This is a genomic window from Streptomyces sp. NBC_01471, assembly GCF_041438865.1.
Classification (GTDB): domain Bacteria; phylum Actinomycetota; class Actinomycetes; order Streptomycetales; family Streptomycetaceae; genus Streptomyces.
The window spans coordinates 4927127-4950347 of record NZ_CP109450.1 but is presented as its reverse complement, the minus strand read 5'-3'; the positions used below and the strand labels follow the sequence as shown (position 1 = coordinate 4950347).

The window sequence follows — 23221 nt, the reverse complement described above, 5'->3', positions numbered from 1 at the left end:
GCCGCACCGTCACGGCAGCATCCAGTCCAGGAGCGCCGTGCTCTGCGCCATGACGATCAGGCACATCACAAGGAGCAGTCCCAGACTCCACGGCAGCACCCTGCGCAGCAGGTCCCCCTCCTGTCCCTTGAGACCCACTGCCGCGCAGGCGATCGTCAGGTTCTGCGGGGAGATCATCTTGCCCAGGACCCCGCCCGAGCTGTTGGCGGCCGCCAGCAGCTGCGGGGAGAGCCCCGACTCGTGGGCGGCGGAGACCTGGAGTGCGCCGAAGAGGGCGTTGGACGAGGTGTCGGATCCGGAGACGGCGACCCCGAACCAGCCGAGCACGGGTGAGAGGAAGGCGAGTCCGGCGCCCGCCGCAGCGACGAAGTGGCCGATGGTCGCGGCCTGTCCGGAGAGGTTCATGACGTAGGCGAGAGCCAGGACGGAGGTGACGGTGAGGATCGCGTACCGCAGTTCGCGCACCGTCGCCGCCCACTCCCTGAGCGCGGCCCCGGCCCCCACTCCGATGACCGCGGCTGTCAGCACCCCGGCGAACAGGACCAGTGTGCCGCCGGTCGAGATGAGCGGGAGCGAGAAGACGTTGGCCGATACGGGTGTGCCGCCGGGGCCCGCGACGTCGAGGAACGGCCAGTCGAAGACCCGCGTCGCACTGTCGAACAGCCGCTTCACGGGCGGGATCTGGCCGAGCGAGAAGATCACGACGATCAGTCCGTACGGGGCGTAGGCGCGCACCACTTCGCGCCGCGGGTCCGCCTCGTCCAGGTCCTCGCTGCGTTCACCGGTGAGCACGGCGGCCCGTACCGGTTCCGTGACCGGCCTGCGGGCGCCCGGCACCGCCATCAGGGCGGCGGCGCCGACCAGCGCGGCCAGGATGTCGGCGAGCTGGACGGAGACGAAGTTCGACGCGGTGAACTGGGCTGCCGCGAAGGCGACTCCGCAGACGAGCGCGGGCGCCCAGGTCTCGCGGAGCCCGCGCCTGCCGTCCACGATCACCACCAGCAGCAGCGGTACGACGAGGGCGAGCAACGGGGTCTGCCGGCCGACGACCGAGGCGACCGTGTCCAGCGGCAAGCCGCTGACCTGTGCGAGCGTCACCACGGGTGTGCCCATGGCGCCGAAGGCGACGGGTGCGGTGTTGGCGACGAGGGCAACGACCGCCGCACGCACGGGATCGAAGCCGAGCGCCACCAGCATCACCGCGCAGATCGCCACCGGGGCCCCGAATCCGGCGAGCGCCTCAAGCAGCGCACCGAAGCAGAAGCCGATGACGAGGGCCTGGATACGGGGGTCGTCGGAGAACCGGCCGAAGGAGCGCCGCAGGATGTCGAAGTGCCGGGTGCGGACCGTCATCCGGTACACCCAGAGGGCGTTGACGACGATCCACAGGATCGGGAAGAGACCGAAGAGCGCTCCCTGAGCGCCCGAGGACAGTGTCTGCCCCAGCGGCATGCCGTACGCGGACAGGGCGACCAGGACGGCGACGGCCAGCCCGATCAGGCCCGCCCAGTGGGCTTTCATCCGTACGGCGCCGAGCAGCACCAGGACGGTGAGCAGCGGCAGAGCGGCGGTGAGTGCGGACAGAGCGAGCGAATCGGCTACGGGTTCCAGCGGCTGCACAAACACAGGGCCTCGATCCTCACGGGTGGAGGAATGCTCATGTCCATGGCAACCGGAAGTCAATGATCCGGACGAGGCCGAAGGCGGGAGCCCGGCCTGATCCGGACGGAGGACCCTGGGTCAGGACTCCGGAGAGCGCAGTACGCGGAGGTGGCCCCGGCGCCCGCTCTCGGCCGGACCGGTCTGGCGTGTACCGCCACCACCGGGTTCGGGTGCGCGCTCGTGCGGTCTGGCGGCTTCCCGTACGGCGTTGGCGAGCGCTTCGAGATCGTCACCGCTGGGCCTGGCGGGGGCCGAGCCGTCGGTGAGACGGACGACCTCCCAGCCGCGCGGGGCGGTCAACCGCTCGCCGTGCTCGGCGCACAGGTCGTAGCAGTGGGGCTCAGCGTAAGTCGCGAGCGGACCGAGAACCGCGGTCGAGTCGGCGTAGACGTACGTCAGCGTCGCGACGGCGGGGCGGCCGCACGCAGTGCGAGAACAGCGACGTACAGGGCTCACGGTATGGGACGGTACCGCACTCTTGAGCGGGCCGCGACGACTCGCCCCGGCGTCACTCCACCGTGTCGTGGCACCAGCCCTGCCCCGTCCGGGCCGGTGGCAACTCGCTTGACCTGCACGGGTACAGACGCATACAGCGAGTGACGATTCGAATCCGGTCATTCCCCCGTCGATATCCAGTCAGACGACGCGGAATCACCGATCGAAAGCAGCCGGGCCGCCGATCGTGGACCTGCCCGGAATGCTCATTCCGCGACATGCCGGCTGCACTGCGGCCGTCGGCCTCGCCGCGTCGCACGGAGAGCTACCCTGCGTCAGTGATGGACAGCTCACTACCGCCCCAGCCCGCCGAGCCCAGGCCGCGCCGCCGCGACCGGCACGGCCGGGGGATGCGCGGGCCCGTGGCACCGCCGCAGGTTCCGCTCTCGACCAGCCGGGGGGACTCCTTCCGCGATCTTGTGGCGGACTCCGTGGAGCGCCTGGAACGGCGCTGGCCCCAACTCTCCGAAGTCGACTTCCTGGTGCTCGACGTCCCGCGCGTCGAGGGCGCGGAGAACACCGACGAGTGGCCGGGCGAGTCATCCGTGCCGCTCGGCAGCGCGATCGCCGCGGAGAAGGACCGGCCCGCGCAGATCGTCGTCTACCGGCGCCCGGTCGAGATCCGCACCAAGAACCGCGACGAGCGGGCGCTGCTGGTGCACGAGGTCGTCGTGGAGCAGGTCGCCGAACTGCTCGGCCTGGCACCGGAGTCGGTCGATCCGCGGTACGGGCAGGACTGAGCCCGGCCGGTCCGCGCCCGTTGCCGGGGCGGGCCGGCCGGTACCGCGGGACGAACGGCCCGCAGGCCGGGCCGACATCCCCAGCCGGTCGTCCCGGCCACCCGCTTCCGGTCAGTCGTCCAGCAGGGACAGATCCTGCCGGGCACGCGGTACCGAGACCGTCCCCCGGTCGTCGGGGAGCGTCTGCACCGTGAACATCGGGACCCCGTCCTGCGGGAGTTCGAGCATGCGCGACGCGTAGACCTGGCCGCCGCCCGCCTCCGGCTCGACCGTCAGCGCGTACGAGCCCTTGAGCCCGGGCGGCGGGGTCGGCTTGACCGCGAGCGTCGTACCGCCCTTGACCGTGTACTCCTTGACGGCCTGGGAACCCCCGCCGCTGCCCGGCGAGGAGGTCACCTTCACCTTGGCCGTGGCGCCCGGAGCGGCCAGCGACAGCACCGAGCCCTTGGAGCGGTTGTCGGCCACTGATGCCCGTTCGCCCACCGGTGCGGTCGCCGGGATGAAGGCGACCTCCTGCTTGCTGCCCTTGCCGCGCACCACGCGCAGGGCGGCCACCACCGGCGTCCTGCCGCCGCCCGATGGGGAGAGCACCAGCGACCCCGCCGCGCCCCTGGTCACGTCGCCCAGGTCGGCGGACGAGGTCATGCCCCCCTTGAGGTGCAGCGTCTCGTGGCCCGCCGGGGTGATCGTGCCGTCGGCGCCGGCCAGCTGGACCTTGAGGTCCACGTCGTCCGAGCCCGGGGCGAGGGCCACCAGCCGTACGGAGGTGGCGTCCGCCGGGATCCCGGGCAGGACCAGCTTGTCGGCCGGGGCGGTGGAGGCGGGCAGCCAGTCGCTGCCGAGCTTGTCGTCCATGGACTGCACCACGGCGCCGACCCGGCCGGTACGGGTGCTGACATGGACGGTGAGGTTCTCGGCGGGATCGGGTGTCAGCGTCGAGAGCAGGACCGGAACCGTCGACCTCGCGGGGACCGTGATCCCCTCCCCCACCTCGGACTTGACGGCGCCGTCCTTCCCGTACAGCTCGATGTCGGCGACCGCCGCGCTGTCGTCCGGGTTGGTGAGGTGCACGTAGTCCTGGCGGGACGCCGCCGTGCTGGCGCCGGGGAACCAGAAGTCGGTGTCCGGCGCCGTGCAGTTGGTGCCGAGCACCCCGCGTGAGCCACCTGCGTCGACCGTCGTGGTCTGCTGGACGGTCCAGCCGGGGGCCAGCGGGCCGTCGGCCGAACCGATCAGAGCCGGTGTGTCGCCGCCGGACTCCTTGTCGACGACGGGCTTTCCGGGCTGCTTGAGCGACACCACCGGCTTCCCCTGGTCCGTCGCACCGCCCTTGCCCTTGCCCTTCTTCGCGTCCGTCCCGGGACCGGTGACCGACGGCAGCAACTGGGCGCTGCCGGCCGGCCCGCCGCCCTTCCCGGCCGGGGTGAAGGCCGTGTACGACGTCTCGGCGAGGTCGGACGTGCTGGGCGCCGGGCAGACCAGGCTGGAGCGTTCGACGGGCAGCCGGGCCGCGGCCTGCGGCGTGGTGGCCGCGTCCGACGGTGCGGCGACCACGGCGAAACCGGTGACGGCCGCGAGGGCTGCGACGGCCGCCGCGAGGGCGATGGCGGTGCGGTTCACTGGTTGCTCCCGTCGGGGCGGTGCTCGTTCTCGTCGGGGTAGGGCCGCTGCTGCGGCCGGCCGTAGCCGTACGGGTCGTACTGGCCGTCGGGCTGCTGCTGGTACGGGTCGTACTGCTGCTGTCCCTCGGGGTACTGGCCCTGCTGGCCGCCTCCGCCCCGGCCGTCGTCGGCGTACTGCCCTTCGCCGCCGTACTGCCCCTCACTGCCGTACTGGGCGTCCTGGCCGTACTGGCCGGGGACGTAGGTGCCGTCGTTTCCGTAGTGCCCTTCGCTGCCGTACTGCCCGGCCGGGTACTGGCTGTAGTCGCCCGTCGCGTACGCGGACTGCTCCCACTCGCCGTAGGCGGGCTGCTGCGGGATCTCCGACCCGTACTGCGGGGCGAAGCCGTCGTCGGCGGCGGGGTGCGCGGGGGCGGCCTGGGGCGCTCCCGCGGGGTCTCCGGCAGGGGCGTACGGGTCCTGTTCGCCGGGTTCACCGGCGGGGCCGTCCTCCGTGGCTCCGGTGGTGTCCGGGCCGCCCGCCGGGTCCGGTCCGTCCGTGCTCCCGGCGGCCTCGGCCTGGGCGGCGGCGCGCAGTCTGCGGGCCCTGCGGCCCTCGCCCGCCACCGGCTCGGCGGGTACGGGGAGTTCCTCCTCGGGGAGGTCGTCGTCGATCCGCTTCCGGCGGCCGGGAAGGGCGAGCACCAGCAGCACGACCGCGAGCAGCACCTGTGCCCAGACCCAGAGGGTGTGGGTGAGGGGCTCGTCGTAGCTGACATCGAGCTTCCCGCCCTGCGCGGGGAGTTCGAACCCCTGGGCCCAGCCGTCGACGGTCGTCCTGGTCAGCGAGCGGCCGTCCAGGGTGGCCTGCCAGCCGGGGGCGGCGGCGTCCGCGAGCCGCAGCACGCGGCCGGACGCGCCGGCCGGGACGGTGGTGTGGATGTCCACCGGGCCCGCGGCGACGGACTGCGGTTCGGAGCTCGCGTCCTGCGACGTGCCGGAGACGATCGTGGCCCGCGCGACCTGCCGGTCGACGCGCCAGAGCTCGCTGCCGTCCAGCTGGCTGAGCCGGCTCAGCCCCGGGGTGGCGTCGAGCACCCGGCTCATCTCGCGCGGCGCGCCGTCCCTGACCAGCAGATAGCGGATGGCGTACCCGCTGAGCTGGCTGGACTGGTCGGCGCCGGAGCCCGCGACCAGATTGGAGACGACCTTGTCGAGCCGGGGGCTGCTGCCGCCCGCGCGGGCCAGCTCCGCGTCGCCGAGCCTGCCGCCCGATCCGCGCACCAGCGTGTACGAGACCTCCGCGGGCGATGTCCCGCCGAGGATCAGGGTGCGGGCCTGGTCGCGGGTGCCGCTCTCCTCGGCGACGAACGCCGGGACCTGCACCGGGTCGCGCCGCTCCAGCGGCCCGTCCGCGCCGCTGACCATCCAGCTGAAGGCGGCGATCACCGGCGCGAGCAGCGCGGCGACGGCGATCAGCCCGGCGACCGGCTGCCGCCAGCCGAAGCTCTGCGTGGCCACGCGCCCGCGGGCGCCCTCCGCGCCGAGCACGGCGGCGGCCAGCAGCGCGAGCCCGTAGACGAGCGTGGTGGGACCGGCCCAGCCCGACCTGTTGGCCGGCACCGAGAAGACCAGACCCAGCAGCGCCACCGCCCAGGCACCGCGGATGGCGAACTGCCGCTCCCCGCGCAGCAGGGCGGCCAGCGCGGCGAGCACCACTGCGATGAGCAGCACACCGCCCGCGGTCTTCGGACCGCCGGGGCTCATGCCCAGCAGGTCGAGCGCGGAGGCCGAGCCCGTGCCGAACTCCATGCCCGCCTCGCGGAAGGAGCCCGAAGGGCCGGCGAGCAGCGAGAGCGACCAGGGCGCCAGCAGCACGAGAGGTGTACCGGCGACCGCGAGGAGGCGCAGCCCGTACGCGGTGATCTCGTCGCGGTGCAGCACCAGGACGGCGATCCCGACGACCACGGCGAGCGGCCACACGACGGGCGTGAAGGCCATGGTGAGGGTGAGCAGGAACGCGTAGGCCCAGACGGCCCGCCAGCTTCCGCGCTCCCCGCGCACTCCGGCGGCGGATACGGCGCAGCGGGCGATCAGCGGCAGCAGGACGGCGAGTACGGCGGTGCCGAGCCGCCCGGAGGCCAGGGCGCCGGTCGCGGCGGGCAGGAAGGCGTACGCGATGCTTCCCCAGGCCCGCAGCAGCCGCGATCCGGTGAGCGGGCGGGAGGCGAAGTACGCGGTGAGACCGGCCAGCGGGACCGAGCAGACCAGCAGCAGGGTGAGCGCGAGTCCGGTGTGCCCCAGCAGGACGGTGGAGAACACGGCGACGATGCCGAGGTACGGCGGGGCGGTCTGGGTGCCGCCGGTGCTGAGGGGGTGCCACACGTCGGCGTAGCGGTTCCACAGCTCCGATACGTGATCGGGCGCGGGGAGCAGGGCGCCGCCCGCGAGGGCGCCTCCGCCCAGCAGCGCCCGGCAGGCGATGAGCGACACCAGCAGGAGTACGGCGAACAGCACGGGGGCCGGTTTGCGGGCTATCCGCTTCAGCCGGGCGAACTGCTCGATCTCCAGGAAGTCGGCGTCGTCACCGCCCGGACCGGATTCGACGGCGCCGTGCCGCGAACCGGCCTCTACGTCGGAGCTACCGCCGAAATGGCCGACCACCTGCTCGGCGGTGGCCTTGACGGTGGCTCCGGGCGGCGGGAAGAGCGGCCGCAGCTCGCCCGCGTCGACCGAGCCCGCCCCCCGGGTGCGCCGTGCGGCGAGGATCCGTTCGGGGCGCAGCAGGGTGCCGACGAGCCCGGCGACCTCGTCGAGCGCCTGTCCCGGCGCCTTGCCGACCAGATAGGCGATCACTCTCAGCAGCGTGCCGAAGACCAGCCGGAGCAGGACGTACGGCAGTCCGCGGCCACGGGTGTTGACGAGCAGGGTGTAGACGGCGCCCGCTTTGTCGACGCGGTGCGGGCTGGCCACGGAGCGGCCCACGCAGTCGATGGGCCTGCGCTCGCGGGCCGATGCCTCCGCGTGCCGCAGGACGGCGTCGGGTGCGACGACGACGCTGTGGCCGGCGGCGTGTGCCCGCCAGCACAGGTCGACGTCGTCCCGCATCAGCGGCAGTCTGCGGTCGAAGCCGCCCAGTTCCTCCCAGACGTCCCGTCTGATGAGCATTCCGGCGGTCGAGACGGACAGGACGGAGCGGACCTGGTCGTGCTGGCCCTGGTCCTGTTCACGGCGGTCGAGGCCGGTCCAGCGGCGACCGCTGTTGGCGATCGAGACGCCGACTTCGAGCAGTTGCTTGCGGTCGTACCAGCCGCGCAGTTTGGGTCCGACGATGACGGCGTGCGGGTCGTTGTCGACCACGCGCAGCAGCTCGGTGAGCGCGTCGGGGTCGGGGGCGCAGTCGTCGTGGAGGAGCCAGAGCCACTGCACCGGTTCGCCGTGCGGCAGTTCGGGCATGTCATAGGTCTCGTCGCGCCAGCTGCGGCTCACCGGGTCCCAGCCGCTGGGCCGCTTCAGGTACGGCAGTTCCTCGGGGGTGAGGACTCCGGCGGTGCGGGCCGCCTCGTCGACGGCGGCACCGAAGCCGGTACGGCGGGCGAGGTGCAACACCCGCTCGGCGCCGAGCGCTTCGGTGACCAGGCTCGCGGACGCGTCGGCGCTGCCGGTGTCGGCCGCGACGACGTTCTGGACGGGCCGCTCCTGGCCGAGCAGCCCGGCGAGCGCGTCGGGCAGCCAGCGGGCGCCGTCGTGGGTGACGAGCACCGCGGTGACGACGTGCTGCGGGAATTCGGGTGGGTGTGCGGGAGCGAACGCAGGCGTTGCGGCCTCGTAAGGGGCCGTCGATTGGCTGTGCACGGACATCGAGGTACGGGCCCCTCCGGCCGGAGTCCGGGTGGCGTGGCCCCCCGGAAGGCTGGTGTGCGGATGCGGTGGACGCACGCGCCCCGTGGGGGCGTTGGTGCATCGCGGACGGGGCCCCACACTAACGGCTGGCTCGGACAGCGGTCCGCCGCCCGCCCCAGGGGGCGGGCGGCGGACCGGATGCGGTGCGTGGGCTGGTGCCGGTAACCCGGCCGGGCGGCCGGAGAGCGCGGCCGGTGACGTGCCCGCACAGTGGCCGCACAGTGGCTGGACAGCGACCGGACGGGGCCTAGACAGCGGCCTTTTTCAGCCGTCGCCGCTCACGCTCGGAGAGACCGCCCCAGATGCCGAACCGCTCGTCGTTGGCGAGGGCGTACTCAAGACATTCGGAGCGCACCTCGCAGGCGAGGCAGACCTTCTTGGCCTCGCGGGTGGACCCGCCCTTCTCGGGGAAGAAGGACTCGGGGTCGGTCTGGGCGCACAGCGCGCGCTCCTGCCAGCCGAATTCCTCGTCCGCGTCCTCGACCAGCAGTTGCTGGAACAGCTCGGTCATGTGCGCCCCTTGTCCGTCTTTGCGTCCCCGTGTTGCTGTCGCTACCGATTTCGGCCGAACGACACGAGTGAAATTACAAGTGTGTGGATCCGGGCCAGTCAAGCCGAGATCTGCTATTGGGCCCCTTATTCACTCTGCGGAACCAAGGCTATGCGGAAAGTGTTCAAATCACTAAAAACCTGACACATGCCACTGGCCCATACCTGCGCCTTCCCCGTCCGGGAGGGGTGACGCCCTCCTGGACTGAGACTCCGCCGAAGCCGGTCCCGTTCGCGCTCCGCCCACCGAAGCGATCAAGATCACAGTCCGGTCACGAGATCCCTGCGACGTTTGCGGTGGGGCTTGCTGCGCCACATCTCCGCGGCGACACACGAACAAACCTCTCTCCGGACGGAGTAACCGGATGAGGTGAAAGATTACGCCCAAATCGGGCATTGAGTTGACAGGGGGAACGAGAGCCGTTCTTCTAGTTCTCATGCCAGCGACCGCAGCGTTCTCCGTGACCCACGCCCGTGGGTTCCGCAGCGCTGTCCAGGCGTGCTGTTGCTGTTCCAGCTGTTGATGCCACCGAGCTCCAGCGTCTTTCCGCAGCCCTGACTGCACCTCTTTCTGCGACACCCCAGCACTTTCACTGCCGAGGAACCCCCGCACCATGAACAGCGACAGCGACCTCCAGATCGCCGGCGACATCCTCGCCGTCCAGCACCTGCTCCAGCCCGCCCGCGAGCACCCGGCCACCGTGGCCGAGTTCGCCGGGCTCGCCCGCTCCATCGCCGCGGACCGCAGCCAGTGGGCCCACCTCGTCGAGTACGACGCGGTCACCCGCTGGTACCACCGGCTCCGCACCGTTCCCCAGGCTCTCGGGCGCGCTCACGCAGGGGAGACCCCACTCGGATACGAGATCTGGCTGCTCAGCTGGGTTCCGGGGCAGGGCAGCGGGCCGCACGACCACGGGCGTTCGTCCGGTGTGCTGACCGTCCTCGACGGCAGGCTGACCGAGCGGACCGAACGCGGCGGGCAGGTACTGGAGGCGGGCGCCCAGCGCGTCTTCGCGCCGGGGTACGCCCACGAGGTCGTCAACGACTCACTGGAACCGGCCGTCAGCCTGCACGTCTACTACCCGGGCCTGACCGAGATGCCGATGCACAGCCCGCAGTGCGCGGTCCCGGCCGCACAGGACGCCGTACCCGCCTGACAGTCCAGCCCTCCCCCGGCTACCGCTGGGTGGTGCCGTGCCCGGCCACCACCGCTCATGGGATCAGGCTTCGCCTGACAGACTGTCCGCATGCGCATTGTGGTTCTGGCCGGCGGTATCGGTGGTGCCCGATTCCTGCGTGGCCTCAAGCAGGCCGCGCCTGACGCGGACATCACCGTCATCGGCAACACCGGTGACGACATCCATCTGTTCGGGCTGAAGGTCTGCCCCGACCTCGACACGGTGATGTACACCCTCGGCGGTGGCATCAACGAGGAGCAGGGCTGGGGGCGTACCGACGAGTCCTTCACCGTGAAGGAGGAGCTCGCCGCGTACGGCGTGGGACCCGAGTGGTTCGGGCTCGGCGACCGTGACTTCGCGACGCACATCGTCCGTACCCAGATGCTCGGCGCGGGCTATCCGCTGAGCGCTGTCACCGAGGCCCTGTGCGAGCGGTGGCAGCCGGGTGTGCGGCTCATCCCGATGTCGGACGACCGCATCGAGACACATGTGGCCGTAGACATCGACGGCGAGCGCAAGGCCATTCACTTCCAGGAGTACTGGGTGCGGCTGCGCGCGTCCGTCGAGGCCGCGGCCGTCGTGCCGGTCGGCGCCGACCGGGCGAAGCCCGCGCCGGGCGTGCTCGACGCCATCGCGGCGGCCGACGTCGTCATCTTCCCGCCGTCCAACCCGGTGGTCTCGGTCGGCACCATCCTCGCCGTGCCCGGTATCCGGGAGGCCATCGCCGACGCGGGTGTGCCGGTCGTCGGGCTCTCGCCCATCGTCGGGGACGCCCCGGTGCGCGGGATGGCCGACAAGGTTCTCGCCGCCGTCGGCGTCGAGTCGACGGCGGCCGCGGTGGCCGAACACTACGGTTCCGGCCTGCTGGACGGCTGGCTGGTCGACACCGTCGACGCCGCGTCCGTGGCCCGGATCGAGGAGGCGGGCATCCGCTGCCGGGCCGTGCCGCTGATGATGACCGACCTGGACGCGACCGCGGTGATGGCCCGCGAGGCGCTCACCCTGGCCGAAGAGGTCAGGGCGTGACGTCCTTCCGGGTCTGGGCCGTGCCCGGACTGCCCGAGGTGGGCCAGGGCGACGACCTCGCCAAGCTGATCGCGACCGCGTCGCCCGACCTCGCGGACGGCGATGTCGTCCTCGTCACCTCCAAGATCGTCTCCAAGTCCGAGGGCCGGATCGTCCAGGCCGAGGACCGCGAGGCGGCCATCGACGCGGAGACGGTACGGGTGGTGGCGCGGCGCGGCACGCTCCGTATCGTCGAGAACCGGCAGGGCCTGGTGATGGCCGCCGCCGGGGTCGACGCCTCCAACACCCCTTCCGGGACAGTGCTGTTGCTCCCCGAGGACTCCGACAGGTCGGCGCGGGCCATTCGCGAGGGCCTGCGGGACGCGCTGGGCGTGACGGTGGGCGTGATCGTCACGGACACCTTCGGACGGCCGTGGCGCAGTGGCCTCACCGATGTGGCGATCGGGGCCTCCGGGGTGCGGGTCCTCGACGATCTGCGCGGCGGCACCGACGCGCACGGCAACCCGCTGAGCGCCACGGTCGTCGCCACCGCCGACGAACTGGCCGCCGCGGGCGACCTGGTGAAGGGCAAGGCGGCGGGGCTGCCGGTCGCGGTGGTCCGCGGTCTGCCGCACGTCGTCACGGCACCGGCTTCCGCGTCCGGCGCAGACGACGACGCTTCCGGGGGCGCCCGTGCCCTGGTGCGCGTCGCCGCCGACGACATGTTCCGGCTCGGTACGTCCGAGGCGGTACGGGAAGCGGTCACCCAGCGGCGTACGGTCCGCGACTTCGCCGACGATCCGGTGGACCCGGGCGCGGTGCGCCGCGCGGTCGCGGCGGCGGTCACCGCGCCGGCCCCGCACCACACGACGCCGTGGCGTTTCGTCCTGCTGGAGTCGGCGGCGGCGCGCACCCGGTTGCTGGACGCGATGCGGGACGCGTGGATCGCGGATCTGCGGCGCGACGGCAAGTCGGACGAGTCCATCGCCAAACGGGTGCGGCGCGGTGAAGTGCTGCGGCGGGCGCCGTACTTGGCGGTGCCCTGCATGGTGCTCGACGGCGCGCACACGTACGGCGATGCCCGGCGGGACGCGGCGGAGCGCGAGATGTTCAGCGTCGCGACCGGTGCGGGTGTGCAGAACTTCCTGGTGGCGCTCGCGGGCGAGCGGCTGGGGTCGGCCTGGGTCTCCTCGACGATGTTCTGCCGGGACGTGGTGCGGGAGGTGCTGGCGCTGCCCGCGGAGTGGGAGCCGATGGGGGCCGTGGCGATCGGCCGCCCGGCCGCGCCCGCGGCGCCACGTGCGGCGCGCGAGGTGGAGGCGTTCATCACGGTGCGGTGAGGGGGCCGGCGGGGTGCGGTGCGGCTGCGCCGCCTTTCGGGACTCCGCCCCGGACCCCGCTCCTCAATCGCCGGAGGGGCTGGGGTGTCACAGCCGGGCGATGTCCGTGCGGGGCATCTTCGGGACTCGGCGCTGCGGCACCCGACCCGTCAGCAGGATCAGCCGGACCGCGCGGTGGCGCTGGCCCGCGTACGGTTCCAGGAGTTCCAGCATCCCGTCGTCGTCGACGCCCCGGCGGCCCGTCAGCGCGTAACCGACGATGCCCGGCAGGTGCAGGTCGCCGACCGTGACCGCGTCCGGTGCTCCGACGGCACGCTGGAGCGTCTCCGCCGAGGTCCAGGGGCCGATGCCGGGAATCAGCTCCAGCCTGCGGGCCGCGTCGGCGGGCTCCATCCCCACCGCCTCCTCCAGCCGGCGGGCCACCCGTACCGCGCGCAGGATCGTGGACGCGCGCTTGTTGTCGACGCCCGCGCGGTGCCACTCCCAGGACGGGATGAGCGACCAGCCGCGCGGATCGGGCATGACGTACATGTGCTCGGGGGCGGGACCCGGCGCCGGTGTGCCGGACGCGCGGAGCAGCCTGCGCCAGCCGCGGTACGCCTCGTCCGCCGTGACCTTCTGCTCCAGGACCGAGGGGATCAGCGACTCCAGGACCAGACCGGTGCGGCAGAGCCTGAGGTGGGGGCGGCGGCGGTGCGCGTCGGCGACCACCCGGTGGCGCGGTACGAATTCCGACGGGTCGTCCAGCTCGCCCAGCAGCCCGGGAAGCCCGGCGAGCAGCCAGCCGGCGCCGGGGCCCCATGCCTCCGCCCCGTCCGGCGTGATCCGGAGTGTGCCCGGTCCCTCCGGTGTGCGGCTGGCCCGCCACACCGCCCCGTCGGGCGTCGCCCGGTACGTGGGATCCCAGGGGCCACGGCGCAGCACCCCGAGGACCAGACCGAGGTCGACGGGGCTGTACTGACCCGGGGCCCGGGCTGTGAAACGTCCTGCCACCCCGTAGAGGCTACTGGTCCGACGAGAAGCGCACGGAACCGTCCGGCAGCGCGGCCCCGCACCAGATCCGTATGCCGGCGCGCAGCTCGTTGTCCGCGCCCACCTGCGCGCCGTCTCCGATCACCGCGCCGGTCAGCACCGAGCGGGCCCCGATCCGGGCACCGGCCCCGATCAGCGAGTCGGTGACCACCGCGCCCGGCTCGATGACCGCGTGGTCGAGAACGGTGCTGCCCTCGATCCTGGCGCCCTGACCGACGACCGCGCCCGCGCCGATCACCGTGCCGCCGGTCACCTTGGCGTCGGCGGCCACGGTGGCGGTGTCGAGGATCAGCCGGTCGCCGCAGCGGCCCGGGACGGCCGGCGACGGGGCGTGCCCGAGCACGAGGTCGGCGGAGCCCCGTACGAAAGCCTGCGGGGTGCCCAGGTCGAGCCAGTAGGTGGAGTCGACCATGCCCTGGAGGTGGGCGCCCGAGCCGAGCAGGCCGGGGAAGGTCTCCCGTTCCACCGAGACCGGGCGCCCGGCCGGGATGGTGTCGATGACCGAGCGCGTGAAGACGTACGCGCCCGCGTTGATCTGGTCGGTGACGATCTCCTCGGGCGTCTGCGGCTTCTCCAGGAAGGCCGTCACCCGGCCGGTGGCGTCCGTGGGCACGAGCCCGAAGGCGCGCGGGTCGTCCACCCGCGTGAGGTGGAGGGAGACGTCCGCGCCGGAGGCCTCGTGGGTGGTCACGAGGGCCTCGATGTCCAGGCCCGTGAGGATGTCCCCGTTGAAGATGAGGACCGGCTCGTCCGGCCCCGAGCGCAGACGTTCCGCGACGTTGCGGATGGCGCCGCCCGTGCCCAGCGGCTCCTCCTCGGTGACGTACTCCAGGTGCAGACCCAGGGCTGACCCGTCGCCGAAGTACGGCTCGAAGACCTCCGCGAGGTACGACGTGGCGAGCACGATGTGGTCGACCCCGGCGGCCCGCGCGCGGACCAGCTGGTGGGTGAGGAACGGGACTCCCGCCGCCGGGACCATCGGTTTGGGTGTGTTGACCGTGAGCGGCCGCAGCCGCGTGCCCTTGCCGCCGACCAGGAGAATCGCTTCTGTCACCTTGACGTCTCTGCTTCCTGCTGGGGCGGTCCTTGAACGGCTGGCCAGTGTATGCAGACGGTGGGGTACGGGTGCGGGCAGGCCGTGAGGAGCTGCCGGGACTCAGCGGCCCTGGTCCCGGGCGGCTGCGCTGCGGATCGCGCCGAGCTTGGCGTAGAGGCGGGCTCCGGGGCACTCGGTGGAGAACCCGTCACGGTGTCCGGAGATCACGTTCAGCGTCACGTCGGTGCCCTCCTGGTAGCGGTTGCCGCCGCCCGACACCAGGGTGGTCTTCCCGGCCGGGTCGGCGCCGGTCAGCCCGAGCTTCCACGCCGAGAAGCGGGACAGCGCGGTGATGACGGCGGCGGGCGGGTTGGTCGAGGTGAAGGTGCCGAGTACGGCGACGCCGGTGCTGTCGGAGTTGAACCCGAGGGTGTGGGCGCCCTGGACGGGCTTGGTCACCCCGCCCGCGCGGCCCTCGTAGATGGTGCCGCACTTGTCGATGACGAAGTTGTAGCCGATGTCCCGCCAGCCGAGGCTCTTCACGTGGTACCGGTAGATGCCGCGCAGCAGCGAGGGGGCCTCCGCGCACGTGTAGTTGTTGCCCGTCGCGGTGTGGTGGACGAAGGCGGCCTTCACGGTGTCCGTGTAGAGGACGGCCGGCTCGCGGACGCTCTCGTCGGCGCCCCAGCCCTTGCGGGTGACGATGCGCGGCCGGGGCGCGACGTAAGGGCCGGCCTTGGTCCCCGTGGACTGCTCCAGCTCGGCCACGGTGGCGTCCTTGCTGAGGGCGGGCAGTTCGGTGGGCTCGGCCTGCCCGGCGGACTCGGAACCGCCGGTGTTCGGGTCGGCTGCCGTGGGATCGGCCGTTGTCGGGTCGGCTGCCGTGGGGTCAGCCGCGGTCGGGTCGGCAGCCGTCGGGTCAGCCGCGGTCGGGTCGGACGGTTGTGGGTCCGGGTCCGGGCCGGGGTCGACGAGGTCCAGCCGCAGCCCCTTCGGGAGCGAGGCGGCCGCGGCGCGGGTGGAACCGGTGGGGGCCTTCGCGCGTACGCGGACCTGGACGGCGTCCGAGTCGCCCACCCAGAGCGGGGCGGTGGATCCGCGCACGGCGGACGACTCGGCCTCCGCCGTGCCGGGGTCGGGCGCGTGGTCGTCGTTCCGGGTCTCGACCGACTGCCAGCCGGTCCACGCCGCGGAACCCACCGGCCGGGTCCGTACCTGGACGGTGCCGTCCAGGTGCGCCTTCTTGTCGTTCCAGACCACCCCGACCAGCGAGAACGGCTTGACCTTCCGCCTGGAGAGCCCGGCGGCGGCCGAGTGGTCCGTGGAGCGGTCGGCGGAGAGCTGGTTGAGCCGCAGCGACTGGGTGGAGCCGGGGAACGGCGTGGCCGGTGAGCCGGCGCGGGGCGTGGTCGCACCGGCCGGTGCGGCGAAGGGGAGGGTGAGCGCGGCGGCACACGCCACGGCGATCGAGGCGGAGAGCGCAGAGGCAGTCATAGGAGCACGCATAGCTACGATTTGGACATACCCCCCGGTCTCTGTCCATCGCAGAACTGACGCCGTATCGGCTGACCGGCGCGGCCGGCCGGCCGCCGAATCCGCGGCGGCAGCCGTCCCCGGCACACCCCCCGACGTACGCTTCGCGCATGACTGCCAGCGACCACACCCCCGCCGACCTGCTGCGATCCGCGCTCGCTCTGGAACCGGCACGTCCTCTTGTCACGTTCTACGACGATGCGACCGGCGAACGCGTCGAACTTTCCGTGGCGACCTTCGCCAATTGGGTGGCCAAGACCGCGAATCTGCTCCAGGGCGAGCTGTCGGCGGAGCCGGGCGACCGGCTCGCCCTGCTGCTCCCGGCGCACTGGCAGAGCGCCGTGTGGCTGCTCGCCTGCTCGTCCGTGGGCGTGGTCGCCGACGTCGGCGGCGATCCGGCCACGGCCGACCTGGTGGTCAGCGGCCCCGACACCCTCGAACAGGCGCGTTCCTGCGGCGGGGAGCGCGTGGCACTGGCGCTGCGCCCGCTCGGCGGTCGCTTCCCCCAGCCGCCGGCCGGCTTCGCCGACTACGCGGTCGAGGTCCCCAGCCAGGGCGACCGCTTCGTGCCGTACGCCCCGGTCGACCCGGACGCGCCCGCGCTCGTGGTCGGCGGGACCGAGCTGTCCGGCGCGCAGGTGGTGGACCGGGCGATGCACGACGCGGCGGGCGTCGGACTCGCCCCGGGCGCACGGCTGCTGTCGGGGCGGCCGTACGACAGCTGGGACGGTCTCTCGACCGGGCTGTACGCCCCGCTCGCGGCGGGCGCCTCGGTGGTGCTCTGCCGCAACCTCGGCCGGCTGGCCGACGGCGCTCTCGAAAAGCGCGTCGAGAGCGAGCGGGTCACGCACTCCGTCGCGCACTGACGGGCCACTCGTCTGGCCCACCCCAGGACGAGCCCCCGGGAACACGCGCGGTCCGCGGTACATGATCAGGAGAGAGCACAACCAAGCGCGCGGTTCAGTCGTCTATCCGTTCGATCGGCGGCCCAGCGCGTCGCCGACTCCGTGAAGGATGGACGCAGACGTGACGGACAGTGCTGGCACGCCCGACGACGAGCCGCAGACGGACGCCCAGGACACGGAGTCGCCACACGCCGCCCCGGAGCCGCCGCCCCGGCACAAGCGGCACTGGCTGCGCTGGACCGCTCTCGGGGTCTCGTTCGTCGTGCTCGTCGCCGCGGGTGTCGGCTGGTGGTTCTACAACAAGCTCGACCACAACATCAAGACGGACAACACCGCGACCGCCGAGCTGCGCGCGTACGAGAAGGAGCGCCCCGCGGCCGGCGCGGCCGGTGCCGAGAACATCCTGCTCATCGGGTCCGACTCGCGCGCCGGCGACAACAGGAAGTACGGGCGGGACGAGGGGTCGCAGCGTTCCGACACCACGATCCTGCTGCATCTGGCCGCGGACAGGAAGAGCGCGACGGCGGTGTCGCTGCCGCGCGACCTGATGTCGCACGTGCCGAGCTGCATCAAGGCGGACAAGACCCATACGAAGAAGCAGTTCGTGCAGTTCAACTGGGCGTTCGAGTTCGGCGGCACCGCCTGCACCGTCCGTACCGTGGAGAACATGACCGGGGTCCGGGTCGACCACTACATGGTGGTCGACTTCAACGGCTTCAAGGGCATGGTGAACGCGGTCGACGGCGTCGAGGTCTGCCTCAAGAAGCCGGTGGACGACAAGGACGCCCACCTCAAGCTGCCCGCGGGCCGCCAGACGCTCAACGGCGAGCAGGCGCTGGGATACGTACGCGTCCGGCACTCCATCGGCAACGGCAGCGACACCGAACGCATGCAGCGCCAGCAGGAGTTCCTCGGTTCGCTGGTGAAGAAGGTGCAGAGCAACGGCGTTCTGCTGAACCCGACGCGGCTCTACCCGGTGCTGGACGCGGCGACCAAGTCGGTGACCACGGACCCCGGTCTGGACACCCTCAGGGATCTGTACGACCTGACGCGGCGGATGCGCGACATCCCCACCGACAAGATCCAGTTCCTGACGGTGCCGCGCGAGCCGTACGTCAACAACCGCAACCGCGACCAGCTCGTACAGCCGGACGCCGACCGGCTCTTCAAACGGCTCCGTGACGACGCCCCGGTGACCGTGACCAAGGGCAGCACCGGAACCCCCGCGGGGACGCCGGGAGCGGCGAGCGCCGGAGGCGCGTCGGACACCGGCGGGAAGGGCAAGTCGTCGCCTTCTCCGCAGGACACTTTCCCGGGGACAAACGCGGCTGCCGCGGCCTGCGGGTAAAACAATTCTCAAACCCGCATCCGCAGGGCATGTGGATTGGGTGGTATGCCCAGTTGTAAGCGCCAAGGAATGTGTCCCGCACGTCGCTGGACATTGATCCGGGCAGATAGTGTGACGCGATCCGGTGCATCCGGCCATGTGGTCGCGCACTGCAGGACGAAAGACCGAGCGCCCGGGGGGAGGGCGCCTCGCGTGGCACCGACGGAGGACACAGGCAACCGTGGACGCGCATAGCCGTGGGCGGGACGATATCGACCCCGCAGACCAGTGGGTGCTCAACCCGGAAACCGGCAATTACGAACTGCGACTGAACCCCTCCGGACCGCAGTCGGGGGACAGATCGCGGCCGGACACCGACTCTGCCTCCGGCCGCACACGGCGCAGGGATTCGCTGCCGGAGCAGTCCTCCCGCAGGCGCTCGCAGCAGCAGTCCCCGCCCCAGTCGCCGCGCCGCGACGTGCCCGGTCAGCGCAGCCGCAGGGCGTCGGGCGGCGGGCAGGACGGCGGTCCCGGGAGCGGGCCGCAGACGGCGGCGGGCCGCCGCAAGCGCAAACAGCAGAAGTCGCGCAGGAAGAAGGCGCTGATGTGGACCGGTGGCGTGACCGCCATCGTCCTCGTCGCCGGCTCCACCGGCGCGTACCTGCTGTACGAGCACTTCAACAACAACATCAACAAGATCGACGTGGTCGGCGGCACCTCGGGCTCCGCCAAGGACCGGGCCGTCAACATCCTGCTGATCGGTACGGACAAGCGCACCGGCAAGGGCAACGAGGGCTACGGTGACAAGGGGAGTGTCGGCCACGCCGACACCAACATCCTCTTCCACGTCTCCAAGGACCGGACGAACGCGACCGCGCTCTCCATCCCCCGCGACCTGATCACCGACATCCCGGACTGCCAGATCAAGCAGCCCGACGGATCGACCAAGACGATTCCCGGCACGTCGCAGGTCCGCTTCAACACCAGCCTGGGGCAGGACGACCGCGACCCCGGCTGCACCATGAAGACGGTCAAGGCGATCACCGGTCTGACGGTCGATCACTTCATGATGGCCGACTTCAACGCCATCAAGACGCTCAGTACCGCGGTGGGCGGTGTCGACGTCTGTGTGGCGCACCCCGTGGACGACGCGGAGTCGCATCTCAAGCTCCCGGCGGGGAAGTCCAAGGTCGAGGGCGAGCAGGCGCTGGCCTTCGTCAGGACCCGGCACAGCTTCGGCAACCACGGCGACCTGGACCGGATCCAGGTGCAGCAGCAGTTCCTGGCCTCGCTGATACGCAAGATGACGTCGGGTGACACGCTCACCAGCCCCACCAAGCTCTACAGCCTGGCGAACGCGGCGACCAAGGCGCTCACCGTCGACAGCGGCATCGGGAGCATCGACCACCTCAAGAGCCTGGCGCTGGACCTGAAGTCGGTGAACCCGAAGAACGTCACCTTCACCACGCTGCCGGTCGTCGACAACCCGGCGGAGACGAAGGTGCACCTCACCGTCGTCGTGAACCACGCCCAGGCGGACCCGCTGTTCTCGATGATGCGCGGCGACGTCTCGCTCACCGAGGTCAAGAAGGAGAAGAAGGCCGCCGCGAGCAAGCAGGAGGCGCTCCTCAAGGGGTCGCAGGCCAACGCGTCCGACGTCCGGGTCAAGGTACTCAACGGCGGGGCCCAGCCCGGATCGGCGCAGACCACGCTGACCTGGCTGCAGAACACCGAGGGCGTACTGAAGTCGGAGAACGGCGGCAACTACAAGCCCGATCTGGCCAAGACGACTCTCACGTACGCGCCGAACCAGGCGGACCAGGCCCGCAAGCTCGCCGACATCATGGGCCTGCCCGCGTCGGCACTCAAGCCGGGCACGAAGGACTCCGTCGGGCTCACCCCGATGACCCTCGTGCTCGGGGCGGACTTCAAGGGCGCCGGCACGCCGATAACGGCGCCGGCAAAGGCACCGGCCGACATCCAGAAGGTCGAAGCCGACAAGACCGTGTGCTCCAAGTGACACCAGGTCACCGGGGAATACGCATACCTGAGTAGCAGGGGGGACCTGGTGGGACAGAGCAGCACGCGAGGGGAGGGGACTCGGCCGCGCGTTCCGGGGCCGGGCAGGCCCGGCAGGGACGACGGCCTGTCCGCCGGGTCGCCGGGGACCGACCGGCCCGGCCCCGGCGGCCCGGCAGGCGGCCGCAGGAGCCACAAGCAGCAGACGCCGCGACGGCGCGCGCGGCGCGGGAAACGCCGAATACTCCGCTGGGTGGCGGGGGCCGCGGCGCTGCTGATCATCGGCACCGCGGGCGCGGGGTATCTCTACTACCGCCACCTGAACGGCAATCTGCAGAAGAGCGCCCTCAACCTCGGCGCCCACCAGGTCCCGAAGCCGACGGCCAACGCGGCGGGCCAGACCCCGCTGAACATCCTGCTGATCGGCTCGGACGCGCGGGACTCCAAGGAGAACCAGAAGCTCGGCGGCGCCAAGAGCACCTTCGGCGGCCTTCCCCTGGCGGATGTGCAGATGCTGCTGCACGTCTCGGCCGACCGCAGCAACATGTCGGTCATCAGCCTGCCGCGCGACACCGTGCTGAAGATCCCCAAGTGCACGGACGAGAACGGCAAGACCTATGCGGCGACGGGCTGGACCCTGGCCAACGAGTCGCTCGGCCGCGGCGGCCCCGGCTGCACCGTCGCCACCTGGGAATCCCTCACCGGCATCCACATCGACCACTTCATGAAGATCGATTTCTCCGGCGTGGTCTCCATGGCCGACGCGATCGGCGGGGTGCCGGTCTGCGTGGACGCCAACGTGTACTCGCACACCCGCGACGGCCACGGCTCGGGGCTCAAGCTGAAGAAGGGCACCACGTCGGTCAAGGGGCAGCAGGCGCTCCAGTGGCTGCGGACGCGGTACGGGTTCTGGCCGGACACCGACGTCGTACGGACCAAGGCCCAGCACGAGTACATGAATTCCATGGTCCGCCAGCTGCGCAAGGGCACCAAGCTCACCGACCCCGGCAAGCTCATGGACCTCGCGGAATCGGCCACCAGGGCGCTCAAGGTCGACAACGGAATCGGCACGGTCAAGAAGCTGTACGACCTCGCCGGGGAGCTTCAGAAGGTCCCGACATCGCGGATCACCATGACGACCATGCCGAACGTGAACTCCGTACGGCCCGGGTTCGAGGAGAAGGTCGACCCGAAGGCGGGTGACGCGGACAAGCTGTTCGCCATGGTCAGGGACGACACCCCGCTGGACGGCAAGGGCGCGAAGAAGAAGAAGCCCGCCGAGAAGGTCTCCGACGATCCGGCGGCGCCCAAGGGCGACATCGGTATCACCGTGCGGAACGGCACGGCGGGCGACGGCGGGCTCCCGTCGAAGGGCCGGGCCGGCGAGATCGCAACACTGCTGACCGGGCAGGGCTTCGCACGCGCCGCAGCCGATCAGACGCTCGACCCGCAGAAGAACACCGAGGTGCTCTTCCCCAGCGCCGATCTGGAGGGCGACGCGCAGGCGGTGGCGAAGGCCATGGGCGTGCCGCTGAAGTCCGTGAAGAAGTCCACCCAGGTCACCGGGGTCACGGTGGTCGTGGGAAGCGACTGGCGTACGGGCACGGTGTTCCCCAAGTCCACGGCGGACGACGGAAAGACGCCGGACTCGGCCAACGCGCTGCACGGGGACGACGAGTCGGCGTGCATGAACGTCGACAAGGCATACACCTGGACCGCGTAGCTCCGGCGCTGCCCGGCGTACGAAAGGGCCGGACCCGGCAACCGGGTCCGGCCCTTTCGTGAGTGAACCTCAGGCCGCGGTGCGGACCGCCGGGCGGCGACTGGCGATGACCTTGCGGGCCAGCGCGCGCGGACTGGTCAGGAAGCCGAAGCCCCAGCACATGTGCATGGTGGCCAGGGCCACCGGAATCCGCACCCGCGCCTTCGCCGACAGCCCCTTGCCGGCCGGCAGCGAGCCCGCCGCGATGGCCGCGACGTAGCCGGCGGGCACCAGGAAGGCCCACGGGGTGACGGCCGCACCGACCACGATGCCCGCCGCGATGGCGCAGACCGCGGTCGGCGGGGCGAGGTAGCGGAGGTTGATCGAGCCCTCGTGGTAGCGGGCGACGACATGGCGCCAGCGGCCGTAGTCCTTGTACTGCTTGGCGAGCGCGCGGACCGAGGGGCGCGGGCGGTACTGGACGCGCAGCTCGGGCGAGAACCAGATCAGGCCGCCCGCCTCACGGATCCGGAAGTTCAGCTCCCAGTCCTGGGCGCGGATGAACTCCTCGTTGTACCCGCCCTGCTGCTCCAGCGCCTCACGCCGGAAGACGCCCAGGTAGACGGTCTCGGCGGGGGCCGCCTTGCCGCCGGTGTGGAACGCCGCGTTGCCGACGCCGATCTTGGAGGTCATCGCGGCTGCGACCGCGTCCTCCCAGGCGTTCTCGCCCTCGGCGTGCATGATCCCGCCGACGTTCATCGCGCCGGTCTCCTCCAGGAGGCGGACCGCGGTGGCGATGTAGTCCGGCGAGAGCATGCCGTGGCCGTCGACCCGCACCACGACGGGGTGGCTGGACGCCTTGATGGCGGCGTTGAGCGCGGCGGGCGTACGGCCGGTGGGGTTGGCGACGGTGTGGACCCGGGGGTCCTCCCGTACCAGCTCGGCGGCGATCTCCTCGGTGCGGTCGGACGACGGGCCGATGGCGATCACCACCTCCATCTCGCCGTCGTACTCCTGCTCCAGGATGTGGCGGACCGAGTTGCGCAGATGCCGCTCCTCATTGAGGACCGGCATGATCACTGAAACAGCGGGCGTGGCGTGCGTGGCGTCCATAGGACGGTCACGTTACCGCGAACGAGGGACACCGGGCGCGGCGGCCGGGTGGCCTACCCGGGATGTTGATCACAGCGGCTT

The 23221-nt window shown here is 71.7% G+C and carries 17 protein-coding genes; 8 read left to right on the top strand and 9 right to left on the bottom strand.

What is annotated here, in order from left to right; genetic code table 11:
• Nucleotides 1-9 precede the first annotated feature (9 nt).
• Both OG285_RS22160 and OG285_RS22155 read right to left on the bottom strand, forming a co-directional pair.
• Entirely contained in the window at nucleotides 10-1626 is a 1617-nt protein-coding gene (locus tag OG285_RS22160) for an L-lactate permease (protein WP_371791990.1), read from the bottom strand.
• A 114-nt stretch (nucleotides 1627-1740) separates the two neighbouring features.
• A complete protein-coding gene (locus tag OG285_RS22155) occupies nucleotides 1741-2118 on the bottom strand; it encodes a DUF3499 domain-containing protein (RefSeq protein ID WP_356834661.1) in 378 nt (125 codons plus the stop codon).
• A 320-nt stretch (nucleotides 2119-2438) separates the two neighbouring features.
• On the opposite strand from OG285_RS22155, the gene OG285_RS22150 reads away from it, so the two are divergent.
• Nucleotides 2439-2897, top strand: coding sequence for a metallopeptidase family protein (locus OG285_RS22150; protein WP_356834663.1), 459 nt, complete (start codon nucleotides 2439-2441; stop codon nucleotides 2895-2897).
• A 111-nt stretch (nucleotides 2898-3008) separates the two neighbouring features.
• Here OG285_RS22150 and OG285_RS22145 read toward each other — a convergent pair whose 3' ends face one another.
• The 3 genes from OG285_RS22145 to OG285_RS22135 all read right to left on the bottom strand — a co-directional run bounded on the left by OG285_RS22145 (nucleotide 3009) and on the right by OG285_RS22135 (nucleotide 8912).
• Nucleotides 3009-4517 (bottom strand): DUF5719 family protein, encoded by a 1509-nt coding sequence (locus OG285_RS22145; protein ID WP_371791989.1) that lies wholly within the window; start codon nucleotides 4515-4517, stop codon nucleotides 3009-3011.
• On the bottom strand, nucleotides 4514-8359 hold the full coding sequence (locus OG285_RS22140) for a glycosyltransferase (protein WP_371791988.1): 3846 nt from the start codon (nucleotides 8357-8359) through the stop codon (nucleotides 4514-4516). Before OG285_RS22140 ends, OG285_RS22145 begins: the two co-directional genes overlap by 4 nt.
• A gap of 289 nt (nucleotides 8360-8648) precedes the next feature.
• Complete coding sequence (locus tag OG285_RS22135) at nucleotides 8649-8912, bottom strand: WhiB family transcriptional regulator (protein WP_164266780.1); 264 nt, start codon at nucleotides 8910-8912, stop codon at nucleotides 8649-8651.
• Nucleotides 8913-9564: 652 nt separating this feature from the next.
• Here OG285_RS22135 and OG285_RS22130 point away from each other — a divergent pair.
• The 3 genes from OG285_RS22130 (at nucleotide 9565) to OG285_RS22120 (ending at nucleotide 12473) form a co-directional block, all read left to right on the top strand.
• Nucleotides 9565-10107: a cysteine dioxygenase family protein gene (locus tag OG285_RS22130; protein WP_356834669.1), complete on the top strand. Its 543-nt coding sequence runs from the start codon at nucleotides 9565-9567 to the stop codon at nucleotides 10105-10107.
• A gap of 90 nt (nucleotides 10108-10197) precedes the next feature.
• Nucleotides 10198-11154, top strand: a complete 957-nt coding sequence (gene cofD, locus OG285_RS22125) for a 2-phospho-L-lactate transferase (RefSeq protein WP_356834671.1) — start codon at nucleotides 10198-10200, stop codon at nucleotides 11152-11154.
• On the top strand, nucleotides 11151-12473 hold the full coding sequence (locus OG285_RS22120) for a coenzyme F420-0:L-glutamate ligase (RefSeq protein ID WP_356834673.1): 1323 nt from the start codon (nucleotides 11151-11153) through the stop codon (nucleotides 12471-12473). Before cofD ends, OG285_RS22120 begins: the two co-directional genes overlap by 4 nt.
• 87 nt (nucleotides 12474-12560) lie before the next feature.
• Here the strand turns inward: OG285_RS22120 and OG285_RS22115 are convergent, their stop codons facing one another.
• From OG285_RS22115 to OG285_RS22105, 3 genes are all read right to left on the bottom strand, one after another.
• On the bottom strand, nucleotides 12561-13466 hold the full coding sequence (locus OG285_RS22115) for a DNA-3-methyladenine glycosylase 2 family protein (protein ID WP_356834675.1): 906 nt from the start codon (nucleotides 13464-13466) through the stop codon (nucleotides 12561-12563).
• A 10-nt stretch (nucleotides 13467-13476) separates the two neighbouring features.
• Nucleotides 13477-14559 (bottom strand): NDP-sugar synthase, encoded by a 1083-nt coding sequence (locus tag OG285_RS22110; RefSeq protein WP_356834677.1) that lies wholly within the window; start codon nucleotides 14557-14559, stop codon nucleotides 13477-13479.
• Nucleotides 14560-14661: 102 nt separating this feature from the next.
• Complete coding sequence (locus OG285_RS22105) at nucleotides 14662-16035, bottom strand: N-acetylmuramoyl-L-alanine amidase (protein WP_371791987.1); 1374 nt, start codon at nucleotides 16033-16035, stop codon at nucleotides 14662-14664.
• A 149-nt stretch (nucleotides 16036-16184) separates the two neighbouring features.
• Between OG285_RS22105 and OG285_RS22100 the strand changes: the two genes are divergently transcribed.
• From OG285_RS22100 to OG285_RS22085, 4 genes are all read left to right on the top strand, one after another.
• On the top strand, nucleotides 16185-16940 hold the full coding sequence (locus OG285_RS22100; RefSeq protein ID WP_371791986.1) for a TIGR03089 family protein: 756 nt from the start codon (nucleotides 16185-16187) through the stop codon (nucleotides 16938-16940).
• 160 nt (nucleotides 16941-17100) lie between these two features.
• On the top strand, nucleotides 17101-18327 hold the full coding sequence (locus OG285_RS22095; RefSeq protein WP_371791985.1) for an LCP family protein: 1227 nt from the start codon (nucleotides 17101-17103) through the stop codon (nucleotides 18325-18327).
• A 220-nt stretch (nucleotides 18328-18547) separates the two neighbouring features.
• Nucleotides 18548-20326 (top strand): LCP family protein, encoded by a 1779-nt coding sequence (locus OG285_RS22090; RefSeq protein ID WP_371791984.1) that lies wholly within the window; start codon nucleotides 18548-18550, stop codon nucleotides 20324-20326.
• Between the two features lie 48 nt (nucleotides 20327-20374).
• The gene (locus OG285_RS22085; RefSeq protein ID WP_371791983.1) at nucleotides 20375-22048 is read left to right on the top strand and encodes an LCP family protein; all 1674 of its coding nucleotides are present in this window, start codon (nucleotides 20375-20377) and stop codon (nucleotides 22046-22048) included.
• Between the two features lie 69 nt (nucleotides 22049-22117).
• Here OG285_RS22085 and OG285_RS22080 read toward each other — a convergent pair whose 3' ends face one another.
• Nucleotides 22118-23140 carry a glycosyltransferase family 2 protein gene (locus OG285_RS22080; RefSeq protein ID WP_356834689.1) on the bottom strand — a complete coding sequence of 341 codons (1023 nt, stop codon included), beginning with the start codon at nucleotides 23138-23140 and terminating at the stop codon, nucleotides 22118-22120.
• Nucleotides 23141-23221 lie beyond the last annotated feature (81 nt).